This is a genomic window from Phenylobacterium sp., assembly GCF_030697925.1.
Classification (GTDB): Bacteria; Pseudomonadota; Alphaproteobacteria; order Caulobacterales; family Caulobacteraceae; genus Phenylobacterium.
The window spans coordinates 1-23,952 of the sequence record NZ_JAUYOJ010000240.1 but is presented as its reverse complement, the minus strand read 5'-3'; the positions used below and the strand labels follow the sequence as shown (position 1 = coordinate 23,952).

Below are 23,952 nucleotides of genomic sequence, written 5' to 3'. Positions count from 1 at the left end.
TCGGCCTCAAAAAACGCCGCGGGATGTCTGCAGCGCCCCGTCGGCGTCGTGATTATGCTCAAAAGGAGCAAAACCGATGAGAGACATATAGACCCGTGTTCGGCCGGGGGCAAGTCACGCATTGTCACGAAATTGTTTCGGAGGCCCGCTCCATGGTCCGGCGGATGGCCTCGGCCAGGGCATCGGCCGAATAGGGCTTGCGCAGCAAGGGCCAGGGCGCGCCGTTGGCCGAATTCATGGCCTCGGCGGTATAGCCCGAGGACAGGATCACCGGCAGGCCGGGCCGCAGGGCGACCGCTTCGTGGGCCAGGTCCACCCCTGACTTCGGGCCCGGCATGACCAGGTCGGTGATCATCAGGTCGGCGGCCTGGCCGCCCCGCAGCAGGTCGAGCGCCGCGGTGGTCCCGCCGGCCCGCACGACGTTGTGGCCGAGCTCGACCAGCATGGCCGCGACCATGTCGGCGACCTCCGGATCGTCCTCGACCAGCAGGATGCTCAGGGTGGGGCCGCCGGGCGGGACCGCGGCCGCGGCGACCTGCGGCGCGAAATCCGCCTCGGCGGTGGTCTTGGCCGGGGCGCTCGCCCGGGGCAGGTAGAGGCGCACCGCCGCGCCTTGCCCAGGCGCGGTGTCGATCGCCACCCCGCCGCCGCTCTGGCGCGCGAAGCCGTAGACCTGGGAAAGGCCCAGGCCCGTGCCCTTGCCGACCTCCTTGGTGGTGAAGAAGGGCTCGAACACCCGGCCGACGATGTCGGGCGTCATGCCGATGCCGGTGTCGCGCACGGTCACGCAGACATAGGCGCCGGCCTCCGTCTCGGGCGCCTCGCCCTCGGCCAGGTCACAGGTGGCGGTTTCGATCCGGATCGCGCCGCCCTGATCGACGGCGTCGCGGGCATTGACCACCAGATTCATCAGAGCGGCCTCGAACTGGCTCGGATCGATCATCGCCACCGCCTCGCCGGCGCCCGGCGCCACGGTCAGGACCGCGGTCTCGCCTGCCGCGCGGCGCAGCAGGGGCTCACTCTCGGCCACCAGCCGGTCGATGCATACCGCCTCGGGCTTCAAGGCCTGGCGCCGCGAGAAGGCCAGCAGCTGCTGGGTCAGCTTCTCGCCGCGCCGGGCGGCGTTCTGGGCCGCCTCCACCATGCGCTCGCGCCGGGCGGCGTCCTCGGGATGGCGCTGCATCAGGTCCAGGGCGCCGATGATCACCGTCAGCAGGTTGTTGAAGTCGTGGGCCACCCCGCCGGTGAGCTGGCCCACCGCCTCCAGCCTCTGGGCGTGCCGCAGCTGGGCCTCGGCGGCGTCGCGCTCGGCCAGCGCCGCCTCGACACGCTCGGCCAGAAGATCGTTGATCCGCATGAGGTCGGCCTCGGCCTGCTTGGCGTCGGTGACGTCGAAGCCGATGCCGATGAAGCCGATGAACTCCTGGGTCGGGCCGTATCGGGGCTGGGAAATCGACCGGACCCACCGCCATTCGCCGTCGACGCGCCGATAGCGGGCTTCCAGGGTGAAGGCCGCCCGAGACGCCTCGCCGGCGACCTGCTCCTTGAGGATGCGGGGCAGGTCTTCTTCGTGCAGCCGCTGACGCCAGTCGAAATTGATCGCCTCGTCGTAGGGGACCCCGAGATAGTCGACATAGGCCTGGTTTACGAACTCGCGCTTGCCGTCGGTCTTGGAGACCCACAACAGGACCGGGGCGCTGTCGGCCAGGGCGCGGAAGCGTGCTTCGCTCTCCCGGACCCGCTCGAAGGCCAGCCGGCGGTCGGTGATGTCGATGTTCACGCCGACGGCGCGCACCACCCGGTCCTGGTCGTCGCGGACCATCTCGCCGCGGGTCAGCAGCCAGCGGACCTGGCCGTCGGGCCAGATCACCCGGTATTCGGTCGGGTTCATCCGCCCGACACGGACAGCCTCGAGGTTGCTCAGGCGCACGGTCTCGCGGTCGTCGGGGTGGATGGCCTTCAGCAGCCCGCCCATGCGCGCCGGACTGTCCGGCGGCAGGCCGAGGTTCTTGTAGAGTGTCGGCGACCAGCGGCCCTCACCCGTCACCAGGTCCCAGCTCCACAGACCGACGTCGCCGGCGTCCTGCGCCAGTTGCAGGCGCGCCTCGCTGGCGTCGAGTTCGATCTGGGCCTCGCCCAGGCGCAGGAGAACGCTGCGCAGCGCCGCGGCCACCAGGACGGTCACCGCGCCCGAGAGGCCGAACATGATCGCCACGGCTGGGCCCGACATGCCGGCGGGCAGGGCGTTGGGGAAGATCAGCCCCGCCAGCAAGGCGAAGGCCAGCGTGGCCCAGCCCCAGCGCTGGCCGGCATAGAGGGTGGCGATGATGAAGGCCGGGAAATAGGTGACCGAGAGACCGAGCGCGGAATCCCAGCCGAGGATCGCGCCACGGCTGCCGATCGCCGCCGCCATGGCTGCGACGCTGATCGTCGCGGCCCGGATCATGGACGGCGAGCGCCTTGGAACGAGCCGAAGCGGCCACTCGACGGGGGTCAGCGGCAAGGGAGGCTCCTTGGACCGACCTCGAATGCGAGCCGGCGGCGGGAGCATGCGAGGGTGCGAGACTCCAGGCAACACTCGATATCTGCGGATAAGAACCCTATTTTGGCCCGGTTCTTGCTGCAGAAGCCCACGCCCTTGCTAATCTGGAACACCATCCACGCCGTGAAATCTCTTGCGTCTCATAAGTCCTGGATCGCCGCGGCGATGGCGATCGTCGCCACCGCGGCGGTGCTATGGGGCTGTGTTGACGCCTTCACGGCTGCGCGGGGCGCGGCCAAGACCCCCACCGTGGGAGTTCAGGCGCAGCCGCTGTCCTACCGCGCCATCACCCGGCTGATGGGCGAGATGGATCCCGCCATGCTGGCGGTGGCCAACCGCCACGACATCGGCCGCCACGCCGACCTCTGGGGCCGGCCGATCGGCTGGACGACCCTGAACCTGGACGAGATCCCGGACCTTGGCCTCAATACGGAACTCGCCGAAACAGCCGAAGAAATCAACGAGCTGCGGTCGTTTTCGAAGCTGCCGATCCGGCCGATGAAGCCGTTCCACCTCAAGGCCGACGGGGCCGACCGCACGCGCGCCCTTCGCTGCCTGTCCCAGGCGGTCTACTACGAGAGCGCCCGCGAACCCCTGCTCGGCCGCGAGGCCGTGGCCCAGGTGGTGCTGAACCGGATGCGCCATCCGGCCTATCCGAAATCGATCTGCGCCGTGGTCTATCAGGGCTCGGCCCGGGCCACCGGCTGCCAGTTCAGCTTCACCTGCGACGGGTCGCTGGCCTACGCGCCGGAGGCCAGCCTCTGGCGCCAGGCCCAGGAGATCGCCAGGCGCGCCCTGGACGGCCATGTGACGAAGGCCGTGGGCTCGGCCACCCACTATCACGCCAGTTATGTCGCCCCGTACTGGGCCCCCACCCTGGTCAAGATGAAGCAGGTCGGCCTGCACATCTTCTATCGCTGGACCGGCCCCTGGGGCGAACCGGCCGCCTTCACCGGACGCTACGCCGGTGGCGAGGCCTATATCTCGCCCACGATCCTGGGCGGCATCGACCAGCGGACTCAGGGCCTGGATCCCGAGACCCAGGGCATTGGCGGCGGTCGCCAGGTGACCTTGGCCGTCGCCGGCGAGGTGCGGACCTATAATGTCGCCGACGCCTCGGCGTCCGGCGGCGAGAAGACCCGGGTCCTGGGCACGCTCTACGCGCCGCGCCGCAAGCCCAGCGCCGCGGAGATCAAGGAAATCAACGCCTCCCTGGCGGCGATGGAGCGCGCACCGCCGCCGCCCGCGCCCACGGCCGCCGCGCCCGCCAGCGATGGCCAGGACGGCGCGAGCCTGCAATAGGCCGATTGACGCCGCTCGCGGCCACGGCGAGGCTCGGCGGCATGGCGACAGTGCTGGCGATCCACGCCCATCCCGACGATATCGAGACCCTCGGCGCCGGGACGCTCGCGGTGCTGGCGAGGCTGGGCCACGCTGTGAAGATCGCCACCGTCACCGCGGGCGATCTCGGCTCGTCAGACTTGGACCAGGCGGAGACCGCCCGCACCCGCCACGCCGAGGCGACGGCCGCCGCCGCCCTGATCGGGGCCGATTATCGCTGTGGCGAGGTCGGCGACCTCTGCGTGTTCAATGACGACCCGACCCGGCGGCGGGTGACCGAACTGGTGCGCTGGGCAGCCCCCGACGTGGTGCTGACCGCCTCGCCGGCCGACTATCATCCCGATCATGAGGCCGTGAGCCAGCTGGTGCGCGACGCCTGTTTCGCGGCCTCGGTGCCGAACTACCGCACGGGCCCCTCGGCGCCCCTGGCCGGCATCCCCCACCTCTATTTCATGGACCCCATCGGTGGGCGGGATCGTCAGGGCGTGCGGATCGTCCCCGACTTTGGCGTCGACATCGCCCCGGCGTTCGAGACCAAGCGCGCCATGCTGGCCGCCCACGTCAGCCAGGTCGGCTGGGTCGCCCGCCAGCACGGGGTTCCCGACCAGCTCCAGTCGATGGAGGCCTGGTGTCGCCGGCGCGGCGGGGACTTCGGGACCGATATGGCCGAAGGTTTCCGCCAGTACCGGCACCATCCCTATCCGGCGACGCCGCGCCTGCAGGAGTTGGTGGGCGGGGCCCTGCTTCAGGCGCCGCGCGCCGCGTCGTAGCGGGCCCACATCGGGGCGCAGTCCAGCATCTCGCCGCGCGCCATGGCCTCGTCGATGGCCATGACCGTCAGCCCGGCCTCCATGGAGTCGAAGGGCGTGACCGGGAACGCGTCGCGGCCCTCCAGGGCGGCGAGCAGGTCGCGGGCCATGGATTGGTCGGCTCCGTTGTGGCTGTCCTCGGTGCGGTTTCCGTATTCGATCCGCTCAGGCTTGCCGCGGTCCATGGCCTTGCGGAACATCAGCTTGTTGCGGACCAGGTCGGCGATCAGGGTCCCGTCGGTCCCAGCCAGGTACCAGCGCCGCTCGGGCAGGGCCACGTGGCTGTTGGCGTGGAAGGAGAGCCGCACGCCGTTGTCGTACTGGACCAGCGCCGTCTGGTGGTCGGTGACGTCCATGTCGGACTGGAAGGCGTCATTGGCGCCGCCCCAGCCGGCGTCGCGCAGGGCGTAGGCGGGCTGGCCGTCGCTATAGACCCGGGGCGCGTCGGCCCGGGCCGGGGTGAAGATGTCCCGGCCGCCGAAGCTCGCCACCTTGGCGGGGCGCCCGCCGGCCAGCCGGCCGAAGATATCGAAGTCGTGGCAGACCTTGTCCAGCAGGTAGGAGCCGCCATAGGCCTGCTTGCGCCGCCAGTTGCGGGCCAGGTAGCCGCCGTGCTCGGGCGGCAGGTGCTCCGTGGCGTCGATGGAAACCAGGGTTCCGAGGTCCCCGGCGTCCACCCGGGCGATGGTCTCGCGCACGATCGACATGGAGCGCATGACCAGGCCGATGAACAGGGGCGGGGCGCCGCCCTTGGCCAGGCGGGCGGCGAGCTCCAGGGTCTCGTCCTCGGTGCGGACGATGGGCTTCTCGGCGAAGATCGGGAAGCCGGCGTCGAGCGCCAGGTTGAGGTGCTCGAAATGCAGGTGGTTGGGCGTGCCGATCATCACCAGGTCATAGGGTCCGCCCGCCAGCAGCTTGGCGGCGTCGGCGCAGGCGCGGCCCGGATCGATCCCGGCCGCCGCCAGGATCGGCGCGCCCACCGGAGCAGGGTCCACGTGGGCGGCGACATCCAGGCTCCAGCCGACCTCCTTCATGGCGGCCAGCACATGGGCGATCCGCTGACCCAGGCCGATGACGCCGATGCGATAGGTCTTCATGGGGGGCTCCGATCTCAAGGCGCAAGCTTAGCGGGAAGGGCGCAGACCGCCAGGTTCCGCGCGCCTTCTCCCCTTGCGGGAGAAGGTGGCCGTTCGGAGAACGGTCGGATGAGGGGTCTCTCAGAACGCGCCGGCGAAGCCAGAATCGAACCACGAACCTCACGAACAACACGAACGGAGCCGACCTCGACGGCCGGTGAAGCTGCCTGTTCGTGTTGTTCGCCGCCGTTAGCCGTTGAAGGCTTCCGGATAGGCCACGGTCACCGGGCTATCCAGCGCCCCGTCCTCCAGGGCGATGGCCATGAAGGCCGGGCTGCCCGAGAACGGAGAGGTGACGGTCCTGGCCGCCTCGGCGGAGAAGCCGAACTTCGGATAGTAGGCGGGATGGCCCAGGACGATCACCGCATGGGCGCCGAACTCGCGCGCGGTCTCCAGCGACGCCCTCATCAGCCGCTTGCCGACCCCGTCCTTCTGGCGGTCGGGCCGCACCGCCAGGGGCGCGAGCGCGGCGTAGAGATAGGCGCTGTCGGCCCACAGGCGGCTATAGAGGATGTGCCCGACGATCTCGCCGGCGTCCTCCTCCACCAGTTCGAAGACCACGTCGCCGCAGGCGCGCAGGCGCTCGATCAGGTCGGCCTCGTCGGTCTTGGCGAAGGCGGCGGCGACCACCTCGCGGATGGCGGCGTGTTCAGTCTGGCGAGCGTGGCGGATCATGCCCTCAGCATAGGGCAGGTCCCGGAGAGGGGCTACTCGGCGGCCATCGCGACCGGGGCGGCCTGCGGCCCGCGGATCAGCTTGCCGGGCAGGTCGCCGGTGGCCTCGCCGTTCTCGAAGGTGACGACGCCCGAGACCACGGTCGCGCGATAGCCGTCGGCGCGCTGCACCAGCCGGCGGCCGTCGGCCGGCAGGTCGAACACCATTTCCGGCGCGCGGATCGACAGGGCCTCGAAGTCGATGACGTTGAGATCGGCCTTCATCCCCGGCGCCACGACGCCCCGGTCGTTGAGGCCGTAGAGCTTGGCGGTGTCGCGGGTCTGCATGGACACCACCTTCTCCAGAGTCAGGCGCTCGCCGCGGGCGCGGTCGCGGACCCAGTGGGTCAGCATGTAGGTCGGGAAGCTGGCGTCGCAGATCACCCCGCAATGGGCGCCGCCGTCCGACAGGCTGAGCACCGTCGCCGGGTGATGCATCATCTCGGCGATGTGGTCGAAGTTGAACTGGGCGTAGTTCAACAGGGGCAGGTAGATGTAACCGCGGCCGTCATTCTCCATGAACATGTCATAGACGATCGCATCGGGCTTGCAGCCGGCGCGCTCGGCCTCCGCTGCGATGGAGTCCTCTGCGCGGGGCTCGTAGTCGAGCTGCCCGTTCCGCTCCAGACGGAACATCGTCTTGAAGCCGTGCGTCAGGATCGCGCCGATCCCCGGCGGCGGCGGGGCGTCCTCGGACAGGATCGCCTCGCGCACGGCGGGGTCCTTCAGTCGTTCCAATCTCTGCGCGAACGGCAGGTGGGCGATGGCGCGATAGGCGCTCTTGCGGACGAATGGATGCACCGTCGACTGCCAGCCCAGCACCATGCCGGTGGGCCGGCAGGCGATCTGGGCGGTGATGTTGGCGCCCTCGGCGCGGGCCTTGTCGGTCAGGGCCAGCATGTCGCGCCACTTGTCCGGCGCGCCCGGCGACTGCAGCAGGCCGTAGGTCACCGGCAGGCCGGTCTTGGCCGCGAAGGCGGTCATCCAGGCGAACTCATCCTCGGGAATGGCCATGTCGGAAGCCATTTCGAACACCCCGTGTCCGGCCTGGCCCAGGGCCTCGCCGATGCCGATCATCTCGTCGGCGCCGGCGAAGGTGCCGGGCATGGCCTCGCCGTCCTTGGCCCGGTGGAGCTGGGTGCGCGAGGTGGAGAAGCCGAGCGCCCCGGCCTCGACGGCCTCGCGGGTGATCTTGGCCATCTCGGCGATGTCGTCGGCGGTGGCCGGCTCGTTGCGCGCCCCGCGCTCGCCCATGACATAGGCCCGGATCGCGCCGTGCGGGGCCTGGGTGGCGATGTCGAGCACGCGCGGCTTGCGCTCCAGGCTGTCCATGTATTCCGGGAAGGTCTCCCAGTCCCACTTGATGCCCTCGGCCAGGGCCGCGCCGGGGATGTCCTCGACCGCCTCCATCAGGCCGATCAGCCAGTCGTGACGGTCGGGCCGGGCCGGCGCGAAGCCGACGCCGCAATTGCCCATCACGACGGTGGTCACGCCGTGCCAGCAGGAGGGCGACAGATAGGCGTCCCAGGTCGCCTGGCCGTCATAGTGGGTGTGGATGTCGACCCAGCCCGGGGTGACGATCAGGCCCGCGGCGTCGATCTCGCGGCGGCCCTTGGCGGCGACCTCGCCGACCAGGGTGACCAGGCCCGCGTCCACCGCCACGTCGGCGCGGCGGGGAGGGGCGCCGGTTCCATCGACCAGCATGCCGTTACGGATGACCAGATCGTGCATCGCTGCCTCCCAGGGCGTCTTTTCGACACCCTGAGCCGCGTTACGCCGGGTCAAACAAGACTCTTGTCCCTAGTCTCCCGCCACCCACGAAACGTCGGCCCCCAAGGCGTTGAGGTTCTCCACGAACCGCGGGTGGGCGCGCTGGATGGGGGAGGCGTTGAGGATGGTGCTCTCGCCCTCGATGCTGGCGGCCAGCATGAAGAGGGCGATGGCGACCCGGATGATGTAGGGGCTCTCGACCTCGGCCGGGACCAGGGGCTTGCCGCCGAAGGTGATCAGCCGGTGCGGGTCGCAGAGCAGGGAGTGGGCGCCGAACTTGCCCAGTTCGGACGACCAGCCGAGCGCGCCCTCATAGACCTTGTTCCAGAACATCACCTGGCCCTCGGCGCGCACGCCGAGCGCCACGAAGATCGGCAGCAGGTCGGCCGGGACATAGGGCCAGGGGGCGGCTTCGACCTTGGTCAGGATGTTGCTGGTGAAGGGCTCGCGCACCTTCAGCGGGCCGTCGACCCGGGCTCGGGACCAGCCGTCGGCATGGGTGATCTCCACCCCGAACTTGGCGAAGGTGCGGTCCAGCAGCGGGAACTGCTCGACCGAGCCGTTGCGTACTGCGATGTCGCCGCCGGTGATCGCGCCCATGGCCAGGAAGGTGGCCACCTCATGGAAGTCGTCGGCGAAGGTGAACTCCACCCCGCCCAGGTCGTCGACACCCTCGACATCGACGCGCGAGCCGCCGACCCCTTCGATCTTCGCCCCCATGCGGGCCAGGAAGTCGCAGAATTCCTGCACGTGCGGTTCGCAGGCGGCGTTGGTGAGGCGCGAGCGGCCCTTGGCGGTGGCCGCGCACAGCACGAAGTTCTCGGTGGTGGTGACCGAGGCGTAGTCGAGCCAGTGCTGGACCGCCGAGAAGCCCTTTGGCGAGGTGATGACGATGGAGGTCGCGTCGCTCACCACCTGGGCCCCGAAGGCGCGGAAGACGTCGATGTGCGGATCGATCTCGCGGGCGCCCAGAGTGCAGCCGGTGACGTCCTCCTCCAGGCTGGCGCGGCCGAAGCGGTGCAGCAGGGCCGGGATCAGCATGATCGAGGAGCGCATGCCCAGCGGCAGGTGCGCGGCCTTGGGATCGAGGTCGCCGCCGTGGTGGAGGCGCAGGGTCCCGGTGTCGAAATCCATCTCCACCTTGCTGCCAAGGTTCCGAAAGAATTCCAACAGCTTACGGACGTCTGTTATGTCGGGGACGCGGTGCAGGATCACCGGCTCGTCGGAGAGCAGGGTGGCGCACAGCACCGGCAGGACGGCGTTCTTGTTGGCCGAGGGCGTGATCTCGCCCCGCAAGGCGCGGCCGCCTCGCACGATCAGGTTCGTCATGGGCGCGCGCGGCCTCGTCTAGGATGGGATGTCAGCGACCTTACCGGCTGGATCGCCGTCACCAAGTGCCGATCTTCTCGGCCTCTTGATGGCTGATCGGATGGTGGGCCTTTTCGTGGTCTTCCTCGGCCAGCAGGCGGACGGCCTCCAGGGCGGCCATGCAGCCCATGCCCGCGGCGGTGACCGCCTGGCGATAGATGTCGTCGGTGACGTCGCCGGCGGCGAAGACGCCCGGGATGGCTGTCGAGGCCGTGCCGGCCTTGACCTGCAGATAGCCGGCCGCGTCGGCCTCGAGCTGGCCCTTGAAGAGCTCCGACGCCGGGGCGTGGCCGATGGCGACGAACACCCCGTCGGCGGCCAGTTCGCGGGTCCCGCCGGTCTTGACGTTCTTCAGCCGCACGCCGGTGACGCTCAGCGGATCGGCGGAGCCCAGCACCTCGTCGATCCCGTGCTCCCAGATCACCTCGATCTTGGGGTTGGCGAACAGACGCTCCTGCAGGATCTTCTCGGCGCGGAACTCGTCGCGCCGGTGCACCACGGTGACCTTGCTGGCGAAGTTGGTCAGGAACAGGGCCTCCTCGACCGCGGTGTTGCCGCCGCCGACCACCACGACCTCCTTGCCGCGATAGAAGAAGCCGTCGCAGGTGGCGCAGGCCGAGACGCCGAAGCCCTGGAACTTCTGTTCGGTCTCCAGGCCCAACCACTTGGCCTGGGCGCCGGTGCAGATGATCAGGGTCTCGGCCAGCCAGACGTCGCCCGAGTCGCATTCAAGCCGGAACGGGCGTTCGGACAGGTCGGCCTTCAGCACGATGTCGTTGATGACCTCCGTGCCGACATGGGCGGCCTGGGCCTGCATCTGTTCCATCAGCCAGGGGCCCTGGATCACGTCGGCGAAGCCCGGATAGTTCTCCACGTCAGTGGTGATGGTGAGCTGGCCGCCGGGCTGGATACCGGCGATCAGCACCGGATTGAGCAAGGCGCGCGCGGCATAGATGGCGGCGGTGTAGCCAGCCGGGCCGGAACCCAGGATCAGGCAGCGGGTGGTGCGGGGAGCGTTCTGCGACATCGCGTCTATGTAGGTGAGATTCTGGCGCGTTGCGACCGGGTCGGGGCGCGGTTGGTTAACGCAGCCTTCAAGGGGTGTATCTAGGCTTGCGGGAAACCTCCGCCGAGTTCAGTCGATGACCCACCTCCCCGAGATCGAGATCGCCGGCCGCAAGATCGGCCCCGACCACGAGCCCTATGTCATCTGCGAGCTGTCGGGAAACCACAACGGCAGCCTGGACCGGGCCCTGTTGATGGTCGACGCGGCGGCCGACACCGGCTGCGACGCCATCAAGATCCAGACCTATACCGCCGACACCATCACCATGGATGTCGACCGCCCCGAGTTCCAGATCCACGGCGGGCTCTGGGACGGGCGCAGCCTCTATGAGCTCTACCAGGAGGCCCAGACGCCGTACGAGTGGCACGCGGCGATCTTCGAGCGCGCCAACAAGCGCGGGGTGACCATATTCTCAAGCCCCTTCGATGAGACGGCGGTGGACCTGCTCGCGGGCCTGGGCGCGCCCGCCTACAAGATCGCCTCCTTCGAGGCCGTGGACCTGCCGCTGATCCGCTACGCCGCGGCCAAGGGCAAGCCGCTGATCATCTCCACGGGCATGGCCAACCAGGCCGAGATGGCCGCCGCCCGTGACGCGGCCCTGGCCGCCGGGGCGCCGGGCGTGGTGCTGCTGCACTGCGTGTCCAGCTATCCGGCCACCTTCGAGGACGCCAATGTCCGCACTGTCGCCGACATGGCGACACGGTTCGAGAGCCCTATCGGCCTGTCGGATCACACACCGGGCACGGCGACCTCGGTGGCGGCCATCGCCATGGGCGCCTGCGTGATCGAGAAGCACTTCACCCTGGCCCGGGCCGACGGCGGGCCGGACGCCGCCTTCAGCCTGGAGCCCGCCGAGTTCGCCGCCCTGGTGCGCGACTGCAAGGACGCCTGGAAGTCACTGGGCCGGGCCCACTACGACATCCTGGGCTCCGAGCGCGGGTCGCTGCAGTTCCGCCGCTCGCTCTATGTCGCCGCCGACGTCAAGGCCGGCGAGACCCTGAGCCGGAGCAACATCCGCTCGATCCGGCCCGGCAACGGCCTGGCTCCGGCTCATCTGGACGAGGTGCTGGGCAAGCCCGCCAAGCGCGACCTGGCCCGCGGCGAGCCCCTGGCCTGGGACATGGTCGGCTAGCGGCTTAGGCGGCGACCGTCTCAAGCGTCTCTCGCGCCTGGCTGAGGCCCGTGGCGATGCTGGCGAGGCGTTGGTTCTCGTGCGCGCAGGCCCAGCCGGCGTCGATGAAGCCCGCGCCGAACCGGCGTTGCAGGCCGATCCGCATGGCCTTGAGCTTCTTCGCCCCGTCGATGGTGAGGCAGGACTCCTGAGGTCCCACCGTGCTCAGCATTTGCTCGCCGAGACAGAGCGAGGCGCCGCCGAAGCTCGACATCAGCCGGTGGACTTCCCGGCGCAGGTCGGCGTCGGAAGCCTCGGTCACGCAGCGGGCGGTCAGCAGGACCTGGCCGCGGCTTTCGTAGAGGTGGATCTCGCAGACCGCGCCCTGGGCGGTGAAGTTGCGCAGCACGAAGGGGACCGGCCCGGCGTAGCGGGCCTTGAAGACATGGGTGACCAGGCTCCGTCCCACCCGGCGCGGGGGCTCGAGCCCGGCCAGGGCGAAGAGGGGCGACGGATCGGCGGTCCAGACCAAGGCGTCGCCGGGGGCGTGGTCGGCCAGCGCCTGACCCGGTGCGATCAGGCTGTTCAGCCGGATCGAGACGCCCAGCCGCTCCAGGGCGCGCCGCGCGCCGGCGAGGAGGCCCGCGAAGCCGCCGGCCGGGACGCCGACGACGGTGTCGTCCAGGCGTCCGCAGAGGGCGCGCGGAATGGCGTAGAGCTCGGCGTGCAGCGGGCAGGCGCGGCGCGCTAGCGCCAGGTCGGCGACATCGCCGCCGGTGGGAAACACCTGGTCGACGCCGAGCCCGACCGCCGCGTCGGCGTGGACTTCGTCCAGCCACGCGCCGAGACGCCATTGCAGGTATCGGGTCAGGGGTTGGCCGATGTCCGAGGGATAGGCGCGCAGGCGGTCGGCCAGGCTGTCGCCGGTCCAGGTCGACAGTGCGATCTGGCGGGTGCGCAGGGCGGGGCCGGCGAAGTCGTGGACGATCGTCATGTCGCCGCAGGGCGTGGGGCTGACGGAGCCGGCGCGGTTCTCGGCGTCTTCGAAGGCCAGTCCATGGGATTCCAGCAGGGCTCGGACCGGGTCGCTGGGACCGCCGAACAGGCGGGGGCGACCACGCAGCTCCAAACCGTGATCCAGCCGGGGCAGGTCCGATCCGCCCAGTTCGCCGAAGCGTTCATGCAGTTCGATTTCGCGCCAGCCGAGGCTGTGGGCCTGCAGCGCGGCGAGCACGCCGGTCAGTCCGCCGCCGATGATCCGAACCTTCGTGGAGCCCTGGGCCATGTCTCAACCTGAGGCGGCCATTGCCAAGACTTGGTTAAGACCGGTCCCCTGGGACAGGCTGTCGCGGGGTGGCGATGATCTCCAGGAAGGCCTCGGCGACGCGCGCGGCGCCCAGGCCGTCGCAGACCTCGGCGCTGGCGGCCGAGAGGCGCGCGCGGGTCGCGCCGTCCGACAGCAGGCGCACGATGGCCCGGTCCAGCACGGCCTCGAAGTCGGCGTCCTGGGCGTCGACCACCAGGGCCGCGTCCCGGGCGGCCAGGGCCAGGGCCGCGGGGCGCTGGTTGTCGGCCAGGATCAGCAACGCCGAGGGCAGGCCGAGCACGCAGCGTTCCCAGGTGGTGGAGCCCGCCGCCCCGATGGCGACGTCGGCCGCGGCGGTCAGCGCCGCCATGTCCTGGGTGTCCACATGCAGGGTGATGCGCGGATCGTGGGCGGCCACGCGGCGCAGGCCCGGCAGGCTGCCGGCGCTGCTTCCCAGCACGATATCGAGGGCCACCTGGCCGTTGCGCTGGCGCAGGTGGTCGACGACCCGGGCGGTGATCTTGCCGAGGTCGGTCAGGCCCAGGGCCACCAGCACGCGAGCCACCGGACCGCCGCGCCGGGCCAGGGCCTCCTGGCGCAGGGCGGCGAACTCGGGACGCACGGGCGCGTAGTCGGGCCCCAGCAGCAGGCGCGCTTGGTCGGCGAAGAAGGCGTAGTCGGCCGCCACCCGGGCAGGCCCGGAGTCCAGCACAAGGTCGGCGGCCAGGGGCCGGTCGGCGAGGTCGTCGATCACCAGGGTCGGGCGGCCGTGGGCCACCGCCTCGTGCTCGGCGCGGGCCAGGCCGTAATGGTCGAACACCACCGCGTCGAACTGCACGCCGGTGGCCGCGTCGGCCAGGTGCTCGGCGTCGACGGAGGTGGCGTCCTCACGCGGGATGTCGGGGCCGAAGGCGTCCAGCACGGCGGCCACCTCGGGAGGGGCCAGGAAGGCGCAGGCCGCGCCCTTGGCGATCAGCGCGCGGGCCAGGGTCAAGGAGCGCATCACGTGACCGCCGCCGACGTCAGGGCCGGCGTTCGCGATGAACAGGATGCGCGGGCGGAGAATCATCTCGCAGCCATGGAAGGCCTAAACCTTCGCTGTGGAAAGGCGGCGTTACAGCGCGGGCCGCGCGGCCTTCCAGGCGTCGTAGCGCGTCAGAACCTCGGCGGCGGCGCGGTCGGTTTCGGCCAGGGGTTCGTAGCGCCAGCTATGGAAGCTGTCGCCCATGGGCCGCGCGGCGCCCAGGCGTTCCAGGTCCTCGTGGAAGCGGCGCAGCTTCAGGCTCTCGCCGTCCATCTTGAGGATGAAGACCGGCTTGCCGGTGGAGGCCGCGTCGGTGGCGAGGTTGGTGGAGTCCTCGGTGACCAGGATGTAGTCGGCCGCGGCCAGGTAGGCGAAATAGGGGTTGTCGCCGGTCCCATCCCAGATCACCCCCGGCAGATGCCGCAGCCGCGAGGCCAGGATCGCCTGGGCCTGGGGCGGGGTGCGACGGGTGAAGGTGACCATCACCGAGCCGCTTTCCTGGGTGACCGGCAGCTCGATCTCCCGGGCCATGGCCGCAGCGCGGATCGGCGACAGGTCGTGGGCTTTGGACTTGCCGCCGATCACCACGGCCACGCGGGGGCGGGGCAGGGGCCCCAGCACGTCCTTGAAGCGCGCCAGGTCGCCATCCAGCCGGTCGGCGTTCACCCGGCCGGGCGAGCCGATGATCGGGAAGACATTGTCGCCCGCCAACCGGTCATGCTTGGGCGGGATGACCAGGTCGAACTTCGAGGGCGGCAGGCGTGGATCCTGGACCTGCACCACATAGGCCTGACCGCCCGACCAGCCCTTGATGCGCAGCGAGAGCGGCAGGGTGGCGCGGCCCGCGGCGATCCAGAGGTCCGGCCACGGGGGCGCGACCTCGCTCTCCGGGGAGAGGAAACGCTTGGGCAGCAGGTTGAGCCACCAGGGCAGGCGGCCGATCCAACCCTTCCAGCCGACCCGCTTGATCACGACCTTGGCCTTGCGGCGCGCGGCCACGGCGCCGGCAAGCCCGGTGACCTGGGCCTCGATGCCGGCGCGGCCGTCGGAGACGGCCCAGACGATCAAGGGACGTTCGGTTGCGGGTGTCGCCACGTCGCAAGCCCTCGGGCCGGAGCCGGGTGCTAGGCCCAATCGACCTTGGTGATCTCGTAGGCCTTGCCGCCGCCGGGGGTGTGCACCTCGACGACGTCGCCGGTTTCCTTGCCGATCATGGCGCGGGCCAGCGGGGACAGGATCGAGATCTTGCCCTTCTTCACGTCGGCCTCGTGCTCGCCGACGATCTGGTAGCGGGCCTTTTCCTCGGTGTCCTCGTCAACCACGGAGACGGTGGCGCCGAACTTCACCTGGCTGCCGGACAGCTTGGAGACATCGATCACCTGGGCGCGCGCCATCTTGTCTTCGATGTCGGCGATCTGGCCTTCGATCCAGCCTTGGCGTTCCTTGGCGGCGTGATACTCGGCGTTCTCGGAAAGGTCGCCATGCGAGCGCGCTTCCGAGATCGCCGCGATCACAGCGGGGCGCTCAGCGGTCTTCAAACGCTTTAGTTCGTCGTCGAGAGCTTTCCAGCCCTCGGCGGTCATCGGGACTTTTTCCATGGTAGATGGGGACTCGGGTTCGCCCTTGAGGTGTTCGTTGCCGGCCGCGGGCGCAGGCGTCCGGGGGGGTAGAGGATAGAAGCTTGCCCAGGAAAACTCAAGGGGTGCGATGCAACATGACGTTGGAAGACGGCTGCCGCCGTCTGGCGCCCAGTCTGCGGCCAACCTAGATAGACGGCAAGTCTGAAAGGCCAAGCATGACGCCCAAGCGCGGGATAACCCTCTATCACTCGCCGGCCAGCCGCGCGTTCACCGCCTATTGGCTGCTGGAAGAGCTGGGCGTTCCGTTCCGGGTCGAGACCGTCGACATCCGCAAGGGCGACCAGAAGAAGCCTGAGTACCTGAAGCTCAATCCGTCCGGGAAGGTGCCCACCATCACCGACGGCAAGGTGGTGGTCAGCGAGAACCCGGCCATCTGCATCTATCTGGCCGACCGCTACGGCTATGGCGGCCTGGCGCCCAGGATCGAGGACGTCGATCGCGGGCCCTATCTGAAATGGATGGTCTATTCGACGGCGGTGCTGGATCCGCTGATCAGCCTGCACCACAAGCATATCGACCTGCCCGGGACTGAGACCGGCTTCGGCGCCTTCAACGACATGCTGGGCGTGATGGAGGGGGCGCTGAAGGGGCGGAACTATCTGCTGGGAAGCCGGTTCACCGCCGCCGACGTCATGCTGGGCTCGACCCTCTCGGCGGCCTTGCACCGCAAGGACTTGCCGGAGCTTCCGGCGATCATGGACTACAACGCCCGCCTGGCGCGCCGCCCGGCCTATCAGCGCGCCGCCGACGCCACCTGGCCCGCGTGGCTGTTCGAGGGAACCTAGGCGCTTTCCGACACCACGCAGCCGGCCAACTCGACGGTGTCCGGCGCCTCATAGACCCCCTCGATGAACTCGAACATCTCCGGGTTCACCTCGATGGCGAAGGTCTTGCCGCGGATCTCGTTGCGTTCCATCACCCGGGCGCGTCGCACGGCCGCCGGGGCGGTGACGAAGTGGAACTGCAGGGGCAGTTCGACGGCCTGGGCGATCTCGGCCACCCGCGCGCGGTCGGCCCTGCGCATCAGGCCCAAGTCCAGGACCACCGAGGTTCCCGTCGCGATGGCGGCCGCGGCCGTGGACCAGATCTGCGCCTCGCAACGCTCGACCCGCTCCATCATCCACTCGAACTCCAGCGGATCGGGCATGTCGGCGCCGAACAGGCGGGCCATCCAGTCGTCGAGCGCGAAGTGGACGGCCGGCTCGCGGCGGGCGAGCTCCTGGGCGTAGGTGGACTTCCCGGCGCCGGAAGGGCCGAAGACGACGTGCAAAGTGGCAGGCATGAGCCGCCCTTACTTCACGCTCAGCCCGCCGTCGATGACGATCTCGGCGCCGGTCACATAGCGGCTCTCGTCGGAGGCCAGCCACAGGACGCCATTGGCGATGTCCAGCGGATAGCCCTTCACGCCCAGCGGCACGCCCTCGGCGCTCATGGCGTCCAGCACCACCGGCCGCGCGGGCCGCGCATTGTCGCCCGGTTCGCCGGTGCCCATGATCGAGTCCCAGATCGGCGTCTCGATGATGCCGGGGTGCACCGAATTGACCCGGACGCCGTCCTTGGCGTTGGCGCATTCCATGGCCACGGCCTTGGTGAACAGCCGCACGCCGCCCTTGGTGGCGCAGTAGCCGGCCAGGATCGCCGAGCCCTTCAGCCCGGCCACCGACGACATGTTGATGATCGAGCCGCCGCCGCCCTGGCGCATCAGCGGGATGGCGTGTTTCACGCCCAGGAAGACGCCGTCGAGGTTGATCGCCGTTTGGCGCTGGAAGTCGGCCAGGGCCATCTCCAGCACCGAGCCCGAGATGCCGATACCGGCGTTGTTCACTAGGATATCGAGGCGGCCATGCCTGGCCTTGATGGCGGCGATGACGTCGATCCAGGCCTGTTCGGCTGTGACGTCGTGATGCAGGTAGTCGGCTTTGCCGCCGCCGGCGATGATCGCCGCCACGACGTCGGCGCCCATCTTGTCCTGCAGGTCGGTCACGACAACGGTCGCGCCTTCCTCGGCCAGGCGTTCGGCGCAGCCGCGCCCGATCCCGCTCGCGCCGCCGGTGATCAGCGCCACCTTGTCCTCGACCCGTCCCGCCATGGCTCCCCTCCCAATAGTGATCGTTGTTCAGTTACCTCTACGCCTAGCCTAGCTCTTCGATCAGGGCCAGCCTCACGCCGCGTCGCTTAGATTCGGGCCGCAGAGCCCACCAGTAGGGAGAGCGTTCATGAGCATCACCATCCGGGCCTGTCGCCCGGGCGATGAGGCGGCCCTGGCCCTGGTCGGCCAGGCGACGTTCCTGGAGACCTATGCGGGGGTGCTGCCGTCCGCCGATATCGTCAGCCACTGCAGGAGCGAGCACGGCGAGGCGCTGTACGCGGACTGGTTGGCCAAGCCCGGCTACAGCCTGTGGGCGGCGGAGATGGATGAGGGCGGAGCCGCGGTCGGCTACGCCGCCCTGACGCCGCCGGACCTGCCGGTGCCGACCGGCGAGAAGGACGTGGAGCTGAAGCGCATCTATGTGCTGAACCGGTTCCACGGAACCGGGCTCGGGGCCAAGCTGATGACCACGGCGATGGACGCCGCGGCGCAGGCCGGATTCACCCGGATGCTGCTGGGCGTATTCGGTGGAAATTCGCGCGCAATCGCCTTTTACGCCCGCCAAGGCTATGTCGAGGCGGGTGTGAGGAAATTCCGCGTGGGCGCGAACGAGTACGACGACCTGGTGCTGGCTAGGGCGCTCTGACCAGATCGGCGTCTCGTTGGGTCCTGACGCTTACCAGGTCACCTTGCCGTTGGCGGTCAGAAGACCGACCAGCATGGCCGCCCCGAGCGCGATGATCAGCCCCACAATGATCAAGTCTGTGTAGCCTTCGAAGCGCTCGAGCAGGTGCTTGTTCTTGTGGTGGTGGACCTCACCCTCGTGGTGTCCGGATTGCATGGCGTTTCCTTCGCATACTGTTCAAGAGGACAAGTCCTCCGCCAGACTGCGACAGGCGCCCAGGTGGGCCTTCCGGCTGGTCATCAGGGGCCGCCGGAGCTCGCCCACTACGCGCCTGCCGAAGCGAGGCGACACGCAAAGGGTGCGCTCGCCAAGAACCTCGGTCAATCAGAGTCTTAAGCTGAGCCATTCACGAGCGCGTGCGCCGGGGGTTACCGGCTTGCCCGTTCACCATGCCTATGATACCAAGTTACCATGGTAACAGTCGAGCGAACCCAGACCGGCGTGCGGATCGAGCGCCGCCTGCTGAAGGTGCTGAAAAGCCTCGCCGAGTACCTCGACATGTCGCTGGGCGACCTGATCGAGGGGATGACCCTGCACGCCTTCGAGGGCAAGTCGCCGTTCTCGCCGGAGACCCTGGAGAAGATAGCCGCGCTCAAGGGCGTCTACGGCCTGGACCTCACCTCGGCCGACGCCCACCGCCTGACGGAGACTCCGAAATGAACGAAACGGCGGCCCTTTATCTATATCGTTGCGTCTATGTCGCCTTCATCGTCTTCGCCTCGGCCAAGACCTTCGTCGAGGGCTGGCCCGCAGCCCATGGGGGCGGCTCGGCGGCCCATATGGGGACCTTCATCCGGCTGCTGGCGGGCGCCGAGATCCTCGCGGCCCTGGCCTTCCTCTGGCTCCCGGCGCAGCTCTGGGCCGGTGCGGCCCTGATCGCGATCTTCGTCATCGCCACCGGGGTGGACCTGGCGCACGGCGGCGTCCCGGCCCGCTTCGCCTATTACAGCGCCACGGTGGCGATCCTGGTGTTCCTGGAGACGAAGCTGCGGGCCGCCGCGTAGCGGCGCGGGCGAGGAGAAAACGCAAGCTTCCAGTGGGCGGAACCCACGCCGAGCGCGTTGAACATCCAATTGCAAGGCCCAGCTAGCTCGGAGCGGACATGCCGAACCCCTGGACATTGAAGATGGAGATGTTCACCGTTTTCTCCGACGAGGAAAAACAACGCCTCGACAAGCTGATTTCCGGCAAGGCGCTGCACCACGCTCCGCGTGAGGACATCATCTCCGACGGCGCCCATTCCGCCGACTGCCACGTGGTGCTCTCAGGCCTGGCCTGTCGCTACAAGATCCTGCGGGACGGCCGCCGCCAGATCATGGCCTTCCTCATTCCCGGCGACCTCTGCGACGCCGAGATATTCGTCCTGAAGGTGATGGATCACGGGGTCGCGGCCATGACCCCGACGACCACGGCGCTGGTCTCCGGGGCGGCGATGAAACAGATGCTGCGCGAGACCAGCAATCTGGGCGAGGCCCTGTGGTGGGGCACCATGACGGACCTGGGGGTCCTGCGCGAACGCATCATCGACCATGGGCGGCGTAATGCGAAGGAACGGATCGCCCACCTTCTCTATGAGATGCTGGTCCGGTACCGAATGGTCCAGCTGGCCCCTGACGACAGTTTCGACTTTCCCATCACCCAGACCGACCTGGCCGACGCGACGGGCCTCACGCCCGTCCACGCCAACCGAACCCTCCAGAAGCTGAGGGCGGAGGGTCTGATCGAGAAGAACGGACGGGTGATAAAGGTCACCGATGCGGAGGGTCTGAAGAAGGTCGCTCAGTTCAGCGGGGAGTATCTTCACCTCGATCGCGTGCACGGCGGCGCGGGCATAGGTCAGCGCGCCGGCGACCTCGTGTAGCGCGGGTCAAACGGGACTAACCCAGGTGAGTAACTCAGGTGAGAGAACGATTTCGCGCGGTCTGACACCCTGTCGCGATGATGTCCTCAGCTGCTTGCCGCCAGAACGCCGAGATGTGCGAACGTCGCGCGTCCGCCTGCGGCGAGCCCGGGATGCGCGCCAACTGGCTGGAGATGGCCGGGGAGTGGCGCCGCCTAAGCGATGATGAGAGCGCCCAGGCGACGACAGCGCGCCTCATGCGAGGGGCTACCGGCTAAATTCAACCCGCCGCGGCCCTAGGTGTAGCTCTGCAGGGGCCGGACTTCGAGGGTGTCTTCCACGGTTGCGGCGATGGCCTGGGCGGCGGCCAGCGCTCCGGCGGTGGTGGTGAAGTAGGGGGTCTTCATCATCAGGGCCGTGCGGCGGATCTCGAAGCTGTCGGCCAAGGACTGCTTGCCCTCGGTGGTGTTGAAGACCAGCTGGATCCCGCCGTTCTTCATGGTGTCGACGATGTGCGGCCGGCCCTCCAGCACCTTCTTGACCGTCTCCACCGCCAGGCCTTCGCCGGATAGGTAGGAGGCGGTGCCCGAGGTGGCGAGGATCTTGAAGCCGAGCTCGATCAGCAGGCGCACCGGCTCCTTGATCCAGGTCTTGTCGGCGTCCTTCACCGAGACGAAGACGCAACCGGACTTGGGCAGGTTCACCCCGCCGCCGAGTTGGCTCTTGGCGAAGGCCCGGGCGAAGGCCGGGGCGCTGGAGCTCTCGCCCTCGCGGATCCAGTCCAGGCCCATGACCTCGCCCGTGGACCGCATCTCGGGGCCCAGGATAGTGTCGACCCCGGCGAAGCGGGCGAAGGGGAAGACGGCTTCCTTCACGGCCACATGGTCGTAAGGCTTTTCCACTAGGCCAAAGCTCGCGAGCTTTTCGCCGGCCATGACCTTGGCGGCGATGGCGGCGATCGGCTGGCCGATGGTCTTGGCCACGAAGGGCACGGTGCGGCTGGCGCGGGGATTGACCTCCAGCACATAGATGCGCGGAGCGGCGGAGTGCGGCTCCTCGATGGCGAACTGAACGTTCATCAAGCCGCGGACGTTGAGCGCGAAGGCCATGGCCTCGGTCTGGCGCTTCAGCTCGGCGATGGTCTCGGGCTTCAGCGAGAAGGGGGGCAGGGAGCAGGCGCTGTCGCCCGAGTGCACCCCGGCCTCTTCGATGTGCTCCATGACGCCGCAGACGAAGACGGTCTCGCCGTCGCACAGGGCGTCCACGTCGACCTCGGTGGCGCGGCTGAGGTACTGATCGATCAGGACCGGGCTGTCGCCCGACACCTGGACGGCGGTGTTGACGTAGCGCTCGAGCTGCTCGTCGTCGCGGATGATCTCCATGGCGCGGCCGCCCAGGACGTAGGAGGGCCGGATCACGATGGGGTAGCCGACCGCGTGAGCGCCGGCGAAGGCCTCGTCGCGCGAACGGGCGATGGCGTTGACCGGCTGGGCGATCTTCAGCCGGTGCAGCAGTTGCTGGAAGCGCTCGCGGTCCTCGGCCAGGTCGATGGCGTCGGGGGAAGTGCCGAGGATCGGGATGCCGGCGTCTTCCAGCGCCTGGGCGAGCTTCAGCGGCGTCTGGCCGCCGAACTGGACGATGACGCCCAGCAGAGTCCCGCGGGTCTGCTCGACGGCGATGAGCTCCAGCACGTCCTCGGCGGTCAGGGGCTCGAAATAGAGCCGGTCGGAGGTGTCGTAGTCGGTCGACACGGTCTCCGGGTTGCAGTTGACCATGATGGACTCGACGCCGATGGCGTCGAGCGCGAAGGCCGCATGGCAGCAGCAGTAGTCGAACTCGATCCCCTGGCCGATCCGGTTGGGACCGCCGCCCAGGATGATCGCCTTGCGCGCCTCGGTGGGCTCGCTCTCGCATTCGGGTGTCTGGCCCAGCGCCCCGGTCTCGTAGGTCGAGTACATGTAGGGCGTGGCCGCCCGGAACTCGCCCGCGCAACTGTCGATGCGCTTGAACACCGGCCGCACCCCGTGGGCGCGGCGCTGCTCGCGCACTTCGCGCTCGGTGGTGTGGGTCAGCTTGGCCAGGCGGGCGTCGGAGAAGCCTTGGGCCTTGAGGCTGCGGAACTCCGCGGCGTTGGCGGGCAGGCCCGCGACCATGATCGCGGCCTCGGCGCGTATCAGGTCTTCGATCTGGCGCAGGAACCAGGGCTCGTACGAGCAGGCCTCGTTGATCTCGTCCACCGACAGGCCATGGCGGAAGGCCTGGGCGATCACCCGCAGGCGGTCGGGGGTGGGCTGGCCGAGCGCGCGGATCACCGCGGCGCGGCCGGTCTCGGGGTCGTTCGCCCCCTCGATCTCGATGTCGTCGAGGCCGGTCAGGCCGGTCTCCAGCCCCCGCAGGGCCTTCTGCAGGCTCTCGGCGAAGGTGCGGCCGATGGCCATGACCTCGCCCACCGACTTCATGGCGGTGGTCAGGTGAGGCTCGGAGCCCGGATATTTCTCGAAGGCGAAGCGCGGGATCTTGGTGACCACATAGTCGATGCTGGGCTCGAACGAGGCGGGCGTGGCGCCCGTAATGTCGTTCATCAACTCGTCGAGGGTGTAGCCCACGGCCAGTCGGGCGGCGACCTTGGCGATCGGGAAGCCGGTGGCCTTGGAGGCCAGCGCCGACGAACGCGACACCCGCGGGTTCATCTCGATGACCACCATGCGCCCGTCGGCCGGGTTCACGGCGAACTGCACGTTGGAGCCGCCGGTCTCCACCCCGATCTCGCGCAGGACGGCGATCGAGGCCGCCCGCATGCGCTGGTATTCCTTGTCGGTCAGGGTGAGCGCCGGGGCGACGGTGATGCTGTCGCCGGTATGGACGCCCATCGGGTCGATGTTCTCGATGGAGCAGACGATGATGCAGTTGTCCGCCTTGTCGCGGACCACCTCCATCTCGAACTCCTTCCAGCCCAGCACGCTCTCCTCGATGAGGACTTCGGTGGTGGGGGAGAGGTCGAGGCCGCGCGCCACGATCTCGTGGAACTCTTCCAGGTTATAGGCGATGCCGCCGCCCGTGCCGGCCAGGGTGAAGGACGGGCGGATGATGGCGGGCAGGCCCACGAATTCCAAGCCCTCCAGGGCCTCGTCCATGGTGTGGGCGGCCTTGGACTTCGGGCTCTCGAGGCCCAGCTTGTCCATGGCGTCGCGAAACTTCTGGCGGTCCTCGGCCTTGTCGATGACGTCGGCCTTGGCCCCGATCATCTCCACGCCGTATTTGGCCAGCACCCCCGAAGCCTCGAGGGCGAGCGCCGTGTTCAGCGCCGTCTGCCCGCCCATGGTCGGCAGCAGGGCGTCGGGCCGTTCCTTGGCGATGATCTTTTCGACGATCTCCGGTGTGATCGGCTCGACATAGGTGGCGTCGGCCACGTCCGGGTCGGTCATGATCGTGGCCGGGTTCGAATTGACCAGCACGATGCGGTAGCCTTCGGCGCGCAGCGCCTTGCAGGCCTGGACCCCCGAATAGTCGAA

The 23,952-nt window shown here is 69.0% G+C and carries 22 protein-coding genes; 8 read left to right on the top strand and 14 right to left on the bottom strand.

All coding sequences use genetic code 11. The annotated features are described in order from the left end of the window. Positions 1 to 124: 124 nt before the first annotated feature. Complete coding sequence (locus Q8Q88_RS23820; protein ID WP_305677665.1) at positions 125 to 2,503, bottom strand: PAS domain-containing sensor histidine kinase; 2,379 nt, start codon at positions 2,501 to 2,503, stop codon at positions 125 to 127. A 102-nt stretch (positions 2,504 to 2,605) separates the two neighbouring features. On the opposite strand from Q8Q88_RS23820, the gene Q8Q88_RS23815 reads away from it, so the two are divergent. Together Q8Q88_RS23815 and Q8Q88_RS23810 are read left to right on the top strand one after the other, a co-directional pair. Continuing rightward, positions 2,606 to 3,844, top strand: coding sequence for a cell wall hydrolase (locus Q8Q88_RS23815; RefSeq protein WP_305677664.1), 1,239 nt, complete (start codon positions 2,606 to 2,608; stop codon positions 3,842 to 3,844). Between the two features lie 41 nt (positions 3,845 to 3,885). After that, complete coding sequence (locus Q8Q88_RS23810; RefSeq protein ID WP_305677663.1) at positions 3,886 to 4,653, top strand: PIG-L deacetylase family protein; 768 nt, start codon at positions 3,886 to 3,888, stop codon at positions 4,651 to 4,653. Here Q8Q88_RS23810 and Q8Q88_RS23805 read toward each other — a convergent pair. The 5 genes from Q8Q88_RS23805 to trxB all read right to left on the bottom strand — a co-directional run bounded on the left by Q8Q88_RS23805 (position 4,629) and on the right by trxB (position 10,706). Continuing rightward, the gene (locus tag Q8Q88_RS23805; RefSeq protein ID WP_305677662.1) at positions 4,629 to 5,789 is read right to left on the bottom strand and encodes a Gfo/Idh/MocA family protein; all 1,161 of its coding nucleotides are present in this window, start codon (positions 5,787 to 5,789) and stop codon (positions 4,629 to 4,631) included. The genes Q8Q88_RS23810 and Q8Q88_RS23805 overlap by 25 nt on opposite strands. Positions 5,790 to 6,017: 228 nt before the next feature. Then, positions 6,018 to 6,503, bottom strand: coding sequence for a GNAT family N-acetyltransferase (locus tag Q8Q88_RS23800; RefSeq protein WP_305677661.1), 486 nt, complete (start codon positions 6,501 to 6,503; stop codon positions 6,018 to 6,020). Positions 6,504 to 6,535: 32 nt separating this feature from the next. Then, positions 6,536 to 8,272 (bottom strand): amidohydrolase family protein, encoded by a 1,737-nt coding sequence (locus tag Q8Q88_RS23795; RefSeq protein ID WP_305677660.1) that lies wholly within the window; start codon positions 8,270 to 8,272, stop codon positions 6,536 to 6,538. Positions 8,273 to 8,341: 69 nt separating this feature from the next. Continuing rightward, a complete protein-coding gene (locus tag Q8Q88_RS23790) occupies positions 8,342 to 9,640 on the bottom strand; it encodes a UDP-N-acetylglucosamine 1-carboxyvinyltransferase (protein ID WP_305677659.1) in 1,299 nt (432 codons plus the stop codon). Positions 9,641 to 9,698: 58 nt separating this feature from the next. Next, complete coding sequence (gene trxB, locus Q8Q88_RS23785) at positions 9,699 to 10,706, bottom strand: thioredoxin-disulfide reductase (RefSeq protein WP_305677658.1); 1,008 nt, start codon at positions 10,704 to 10,706, stop codon at positions 9,699 to 9,701. 115 nt (positions 10,707 to 10,821) lie between these two features. On the opposite strand from trxB, the gene pseI reads away from it, so the two are divergent. Then, complete coding sequence (gene pseI, locus Q8Q88_RS23780) at positions 10,822 to 11,877, top strand: pseudaminic acid synthase (RefSeq protein ID WP_305677657.1); 1,056 nt, start codon at positions 10,822 to 10,824, stop codon at positions 11,875 to 11,877. Positions 11,878 to 11,881: 4 nt separating this feature from the next. Here pseI and Q8Q88_RS23775 read toward each other — a convergent pair whose 3' ends face one another. From Q8Q88_RS23775 to greA, 4 genes are read right to left on the bottom strand one after another with little or no spacing between them, the layout of a single operon-like run. Beyond that, positions 11,882 to 13,141 carry a flagellin modification protein FlmF gene (locus tag Q8Q88_RS23775; protein WP_305677656.1) on the bottom strand — a complete coding sequence of 420 codons (1,260 nt, stop codon included), beginning with the start codon at positions 13,139 to 13,141 and terminating at the stop codon, positions 11,882 to 11,884. A gap of 34 nt (positions 13,142 to 13,175) precedes the next feature. Then, positions 13,176 to 14,231 carry a UDP-2,4-diacetamido-2,4,6-trideoxy-beta-L-altropyranose hydrolase gene (gene pseG / locus Q8Q88_RS23770; RefSeq protein WP_305677655.1) on the bottom strand — a complete coding sequence of 352 codons (1,056 nt, stop codon included), beginning with the start codon at positions 14,229 to 14,231 and terminating at the stop codon, positions 13,176 to 13,178. Positions 14,232 to 14,276: 45 nt separating this feature from the next. Next, the gene (locus Q8Q88_RS23765; RefSeq protein WP_305677654.1) at positions 14,277 to 15,281 is read right to left on the bottom strand and encodes a mitochondrial fission ELM1 family protein; all 1,005 of its coding nucleotides are present in this window, start codon (positions 15,279 to 15,281) and stop codon (positions 14,277 to 14,279) included. Between the two features lie 29 nt (positions 15,282 to 15,310). Then, positions 15,311 to 15,784: a transcription elongation factor GreA gene (gene greA, locus Q8Q88_RS23760; protein ID WP_305677653.1), complete on the bottom strand. Its 474-nt coding sequence runs from the start codon at positions 15,782 to 15,784 to the stop codon at positions 15,311 to 15,313. Between the two features lie 197 nt (positions 15,785 to 15,981). Between greA and Q8Q88_RS23755 the strand changes: the two genes are divergently transcribed. After that, complete coding sequence (locus Q8Q88_RS23755) at positions 15,982 to 16,611, top strand: glutathione S-transferase family protein (protein ID WP_305677652.1); 630 nt, start codon at positions 15,982 to 15,984, stop codon at positions 16,609 to 16,611. On the opposite strand, the gene Q8Q88_RS23750 is transcribed toward Q8Q88_RS23755, so the two are convergent. Beyond that, the gene (locus Q8Q88_RS23750; protein ID WP_305677651.1) at positions 16,608 to 17,108 is read right to left on the bottom strand and encodes an ATP-binding protein; all 501 of its coding nucleotides are present in this window, start codon (positions 17,106 to 17,108) and stop codon (positions 16,608 to 16,610) included. The two genes, Q8Q88_RS23755 and Q8Q88_RS23750, sit on opposite strands and share 4 nt — an antisense overlap. A 9-nt stretch (positions 17,109 to 17,117) precedes the next feature. Continuing rightward, the gene (locus tag Q8Q88_RS23745; protein WP_305677650.1) at positions 17,118 to 17,915 is read right to left on the bottom strand and encodes an SDR family NAD(P)-dependent oxidoreductase; all 798 of its coding nucleotides are present in this window, start codon (positions 17,913 to 17,915) and stop codon (positions 17,118 to 17,120) included. A gap of 127 nt (positions 17,916 to 18,042) precedes the next feature. Between Q8Q88_RS23745 and Q8Q88_RS23740 the strand changes: the two genes are divergently transcribed. Beyond that, a complete protein-coding gene (locus tag Q8Q88_RS23740; protein ID WP_305677649.1) occupies positions 18,043 to 18,561 on the top strand; it encodes a GNAT family N-acetyltransferase in 519 nt (172 codons plus the stop codon). Positions 18,562 to 18,591: 30 nt separating this feature from the next. On the opposite strand, the gene Q8Q88_RS23735 is transcribed toward Q8Q88_RS23740, so the two are convergent. Next, positions 18,592 to 18,756 (bottom strand): hypothetical protein, encoded by a 165-nt coding sequence (locus Q8Q88_RS23735; protein WP_305677648.1) that lies wholly within the window; start codon positions 18,754 to 18,756, stop codon positions 18,592 to 18,594. A 255-nt stretch (positions 18,757 to 19,011) separates the two neighbouring features. Here Q8Q88_RS23735 and Q8Q88_RS23730 point away from each other — a divergent pair, with 255 nt between their 5' ends. From Q8Q88_RS23730 to Q8Q88_RS23720, 3 genes are all read left to right on the top strand, one after another. Beyond that, positions 19,012 to 19,260 (top strand): hypothetical protein, encoded by a 249-nt coding sequence (locus tag Q8Q88_RS23730; protein WP_305677647.1) that lies wholly within the window; start codon positions 19,012 to 19,014, stop codon positions 19,258 to 19,260. Continuing rightward, entirely contained in the window at positions 19,257 to 19,604 is a 348-nt protein-coding gene (locus tag Q8Q88_RS23725; RefSeq protein ID WP_305677646.1) for a hypothetical protein, read from the top strand. The genes Q8Q88_RS23730 and Q8Q88_RS23725 overlap by 4 nt, the downstream gene beginning before the upstream one ends. Before the next feature lie 98 nt (positions 19,605 to 19,702). Continuing rightward, positions 19,703 to 20,461, top strand: a complete 759-nt coding sequence (locus Q8Q88_RS23720; protein ID WP_305677645.1) for a Crp/Fnr family transcriptional regulator — start codon at positions 19,703 to 19,705, stop codon at positions 20,459 to 20,461. A 275-nt stretch (positions 20,462 to 20,736) separates the two neighbouring features. Here Q8Q88_RS23720 and carB read toward each other — a convergent pair. Continuing rightward, the coding region (carB, locus tag Q8Q88_RS23715) for a carbamoyl-phosphate synthase large subunit (protein ID WP_305677644.1) at positions 20,737 to 23,952 on the bottom strand (3,216 nt) is incomplete at its 5' end.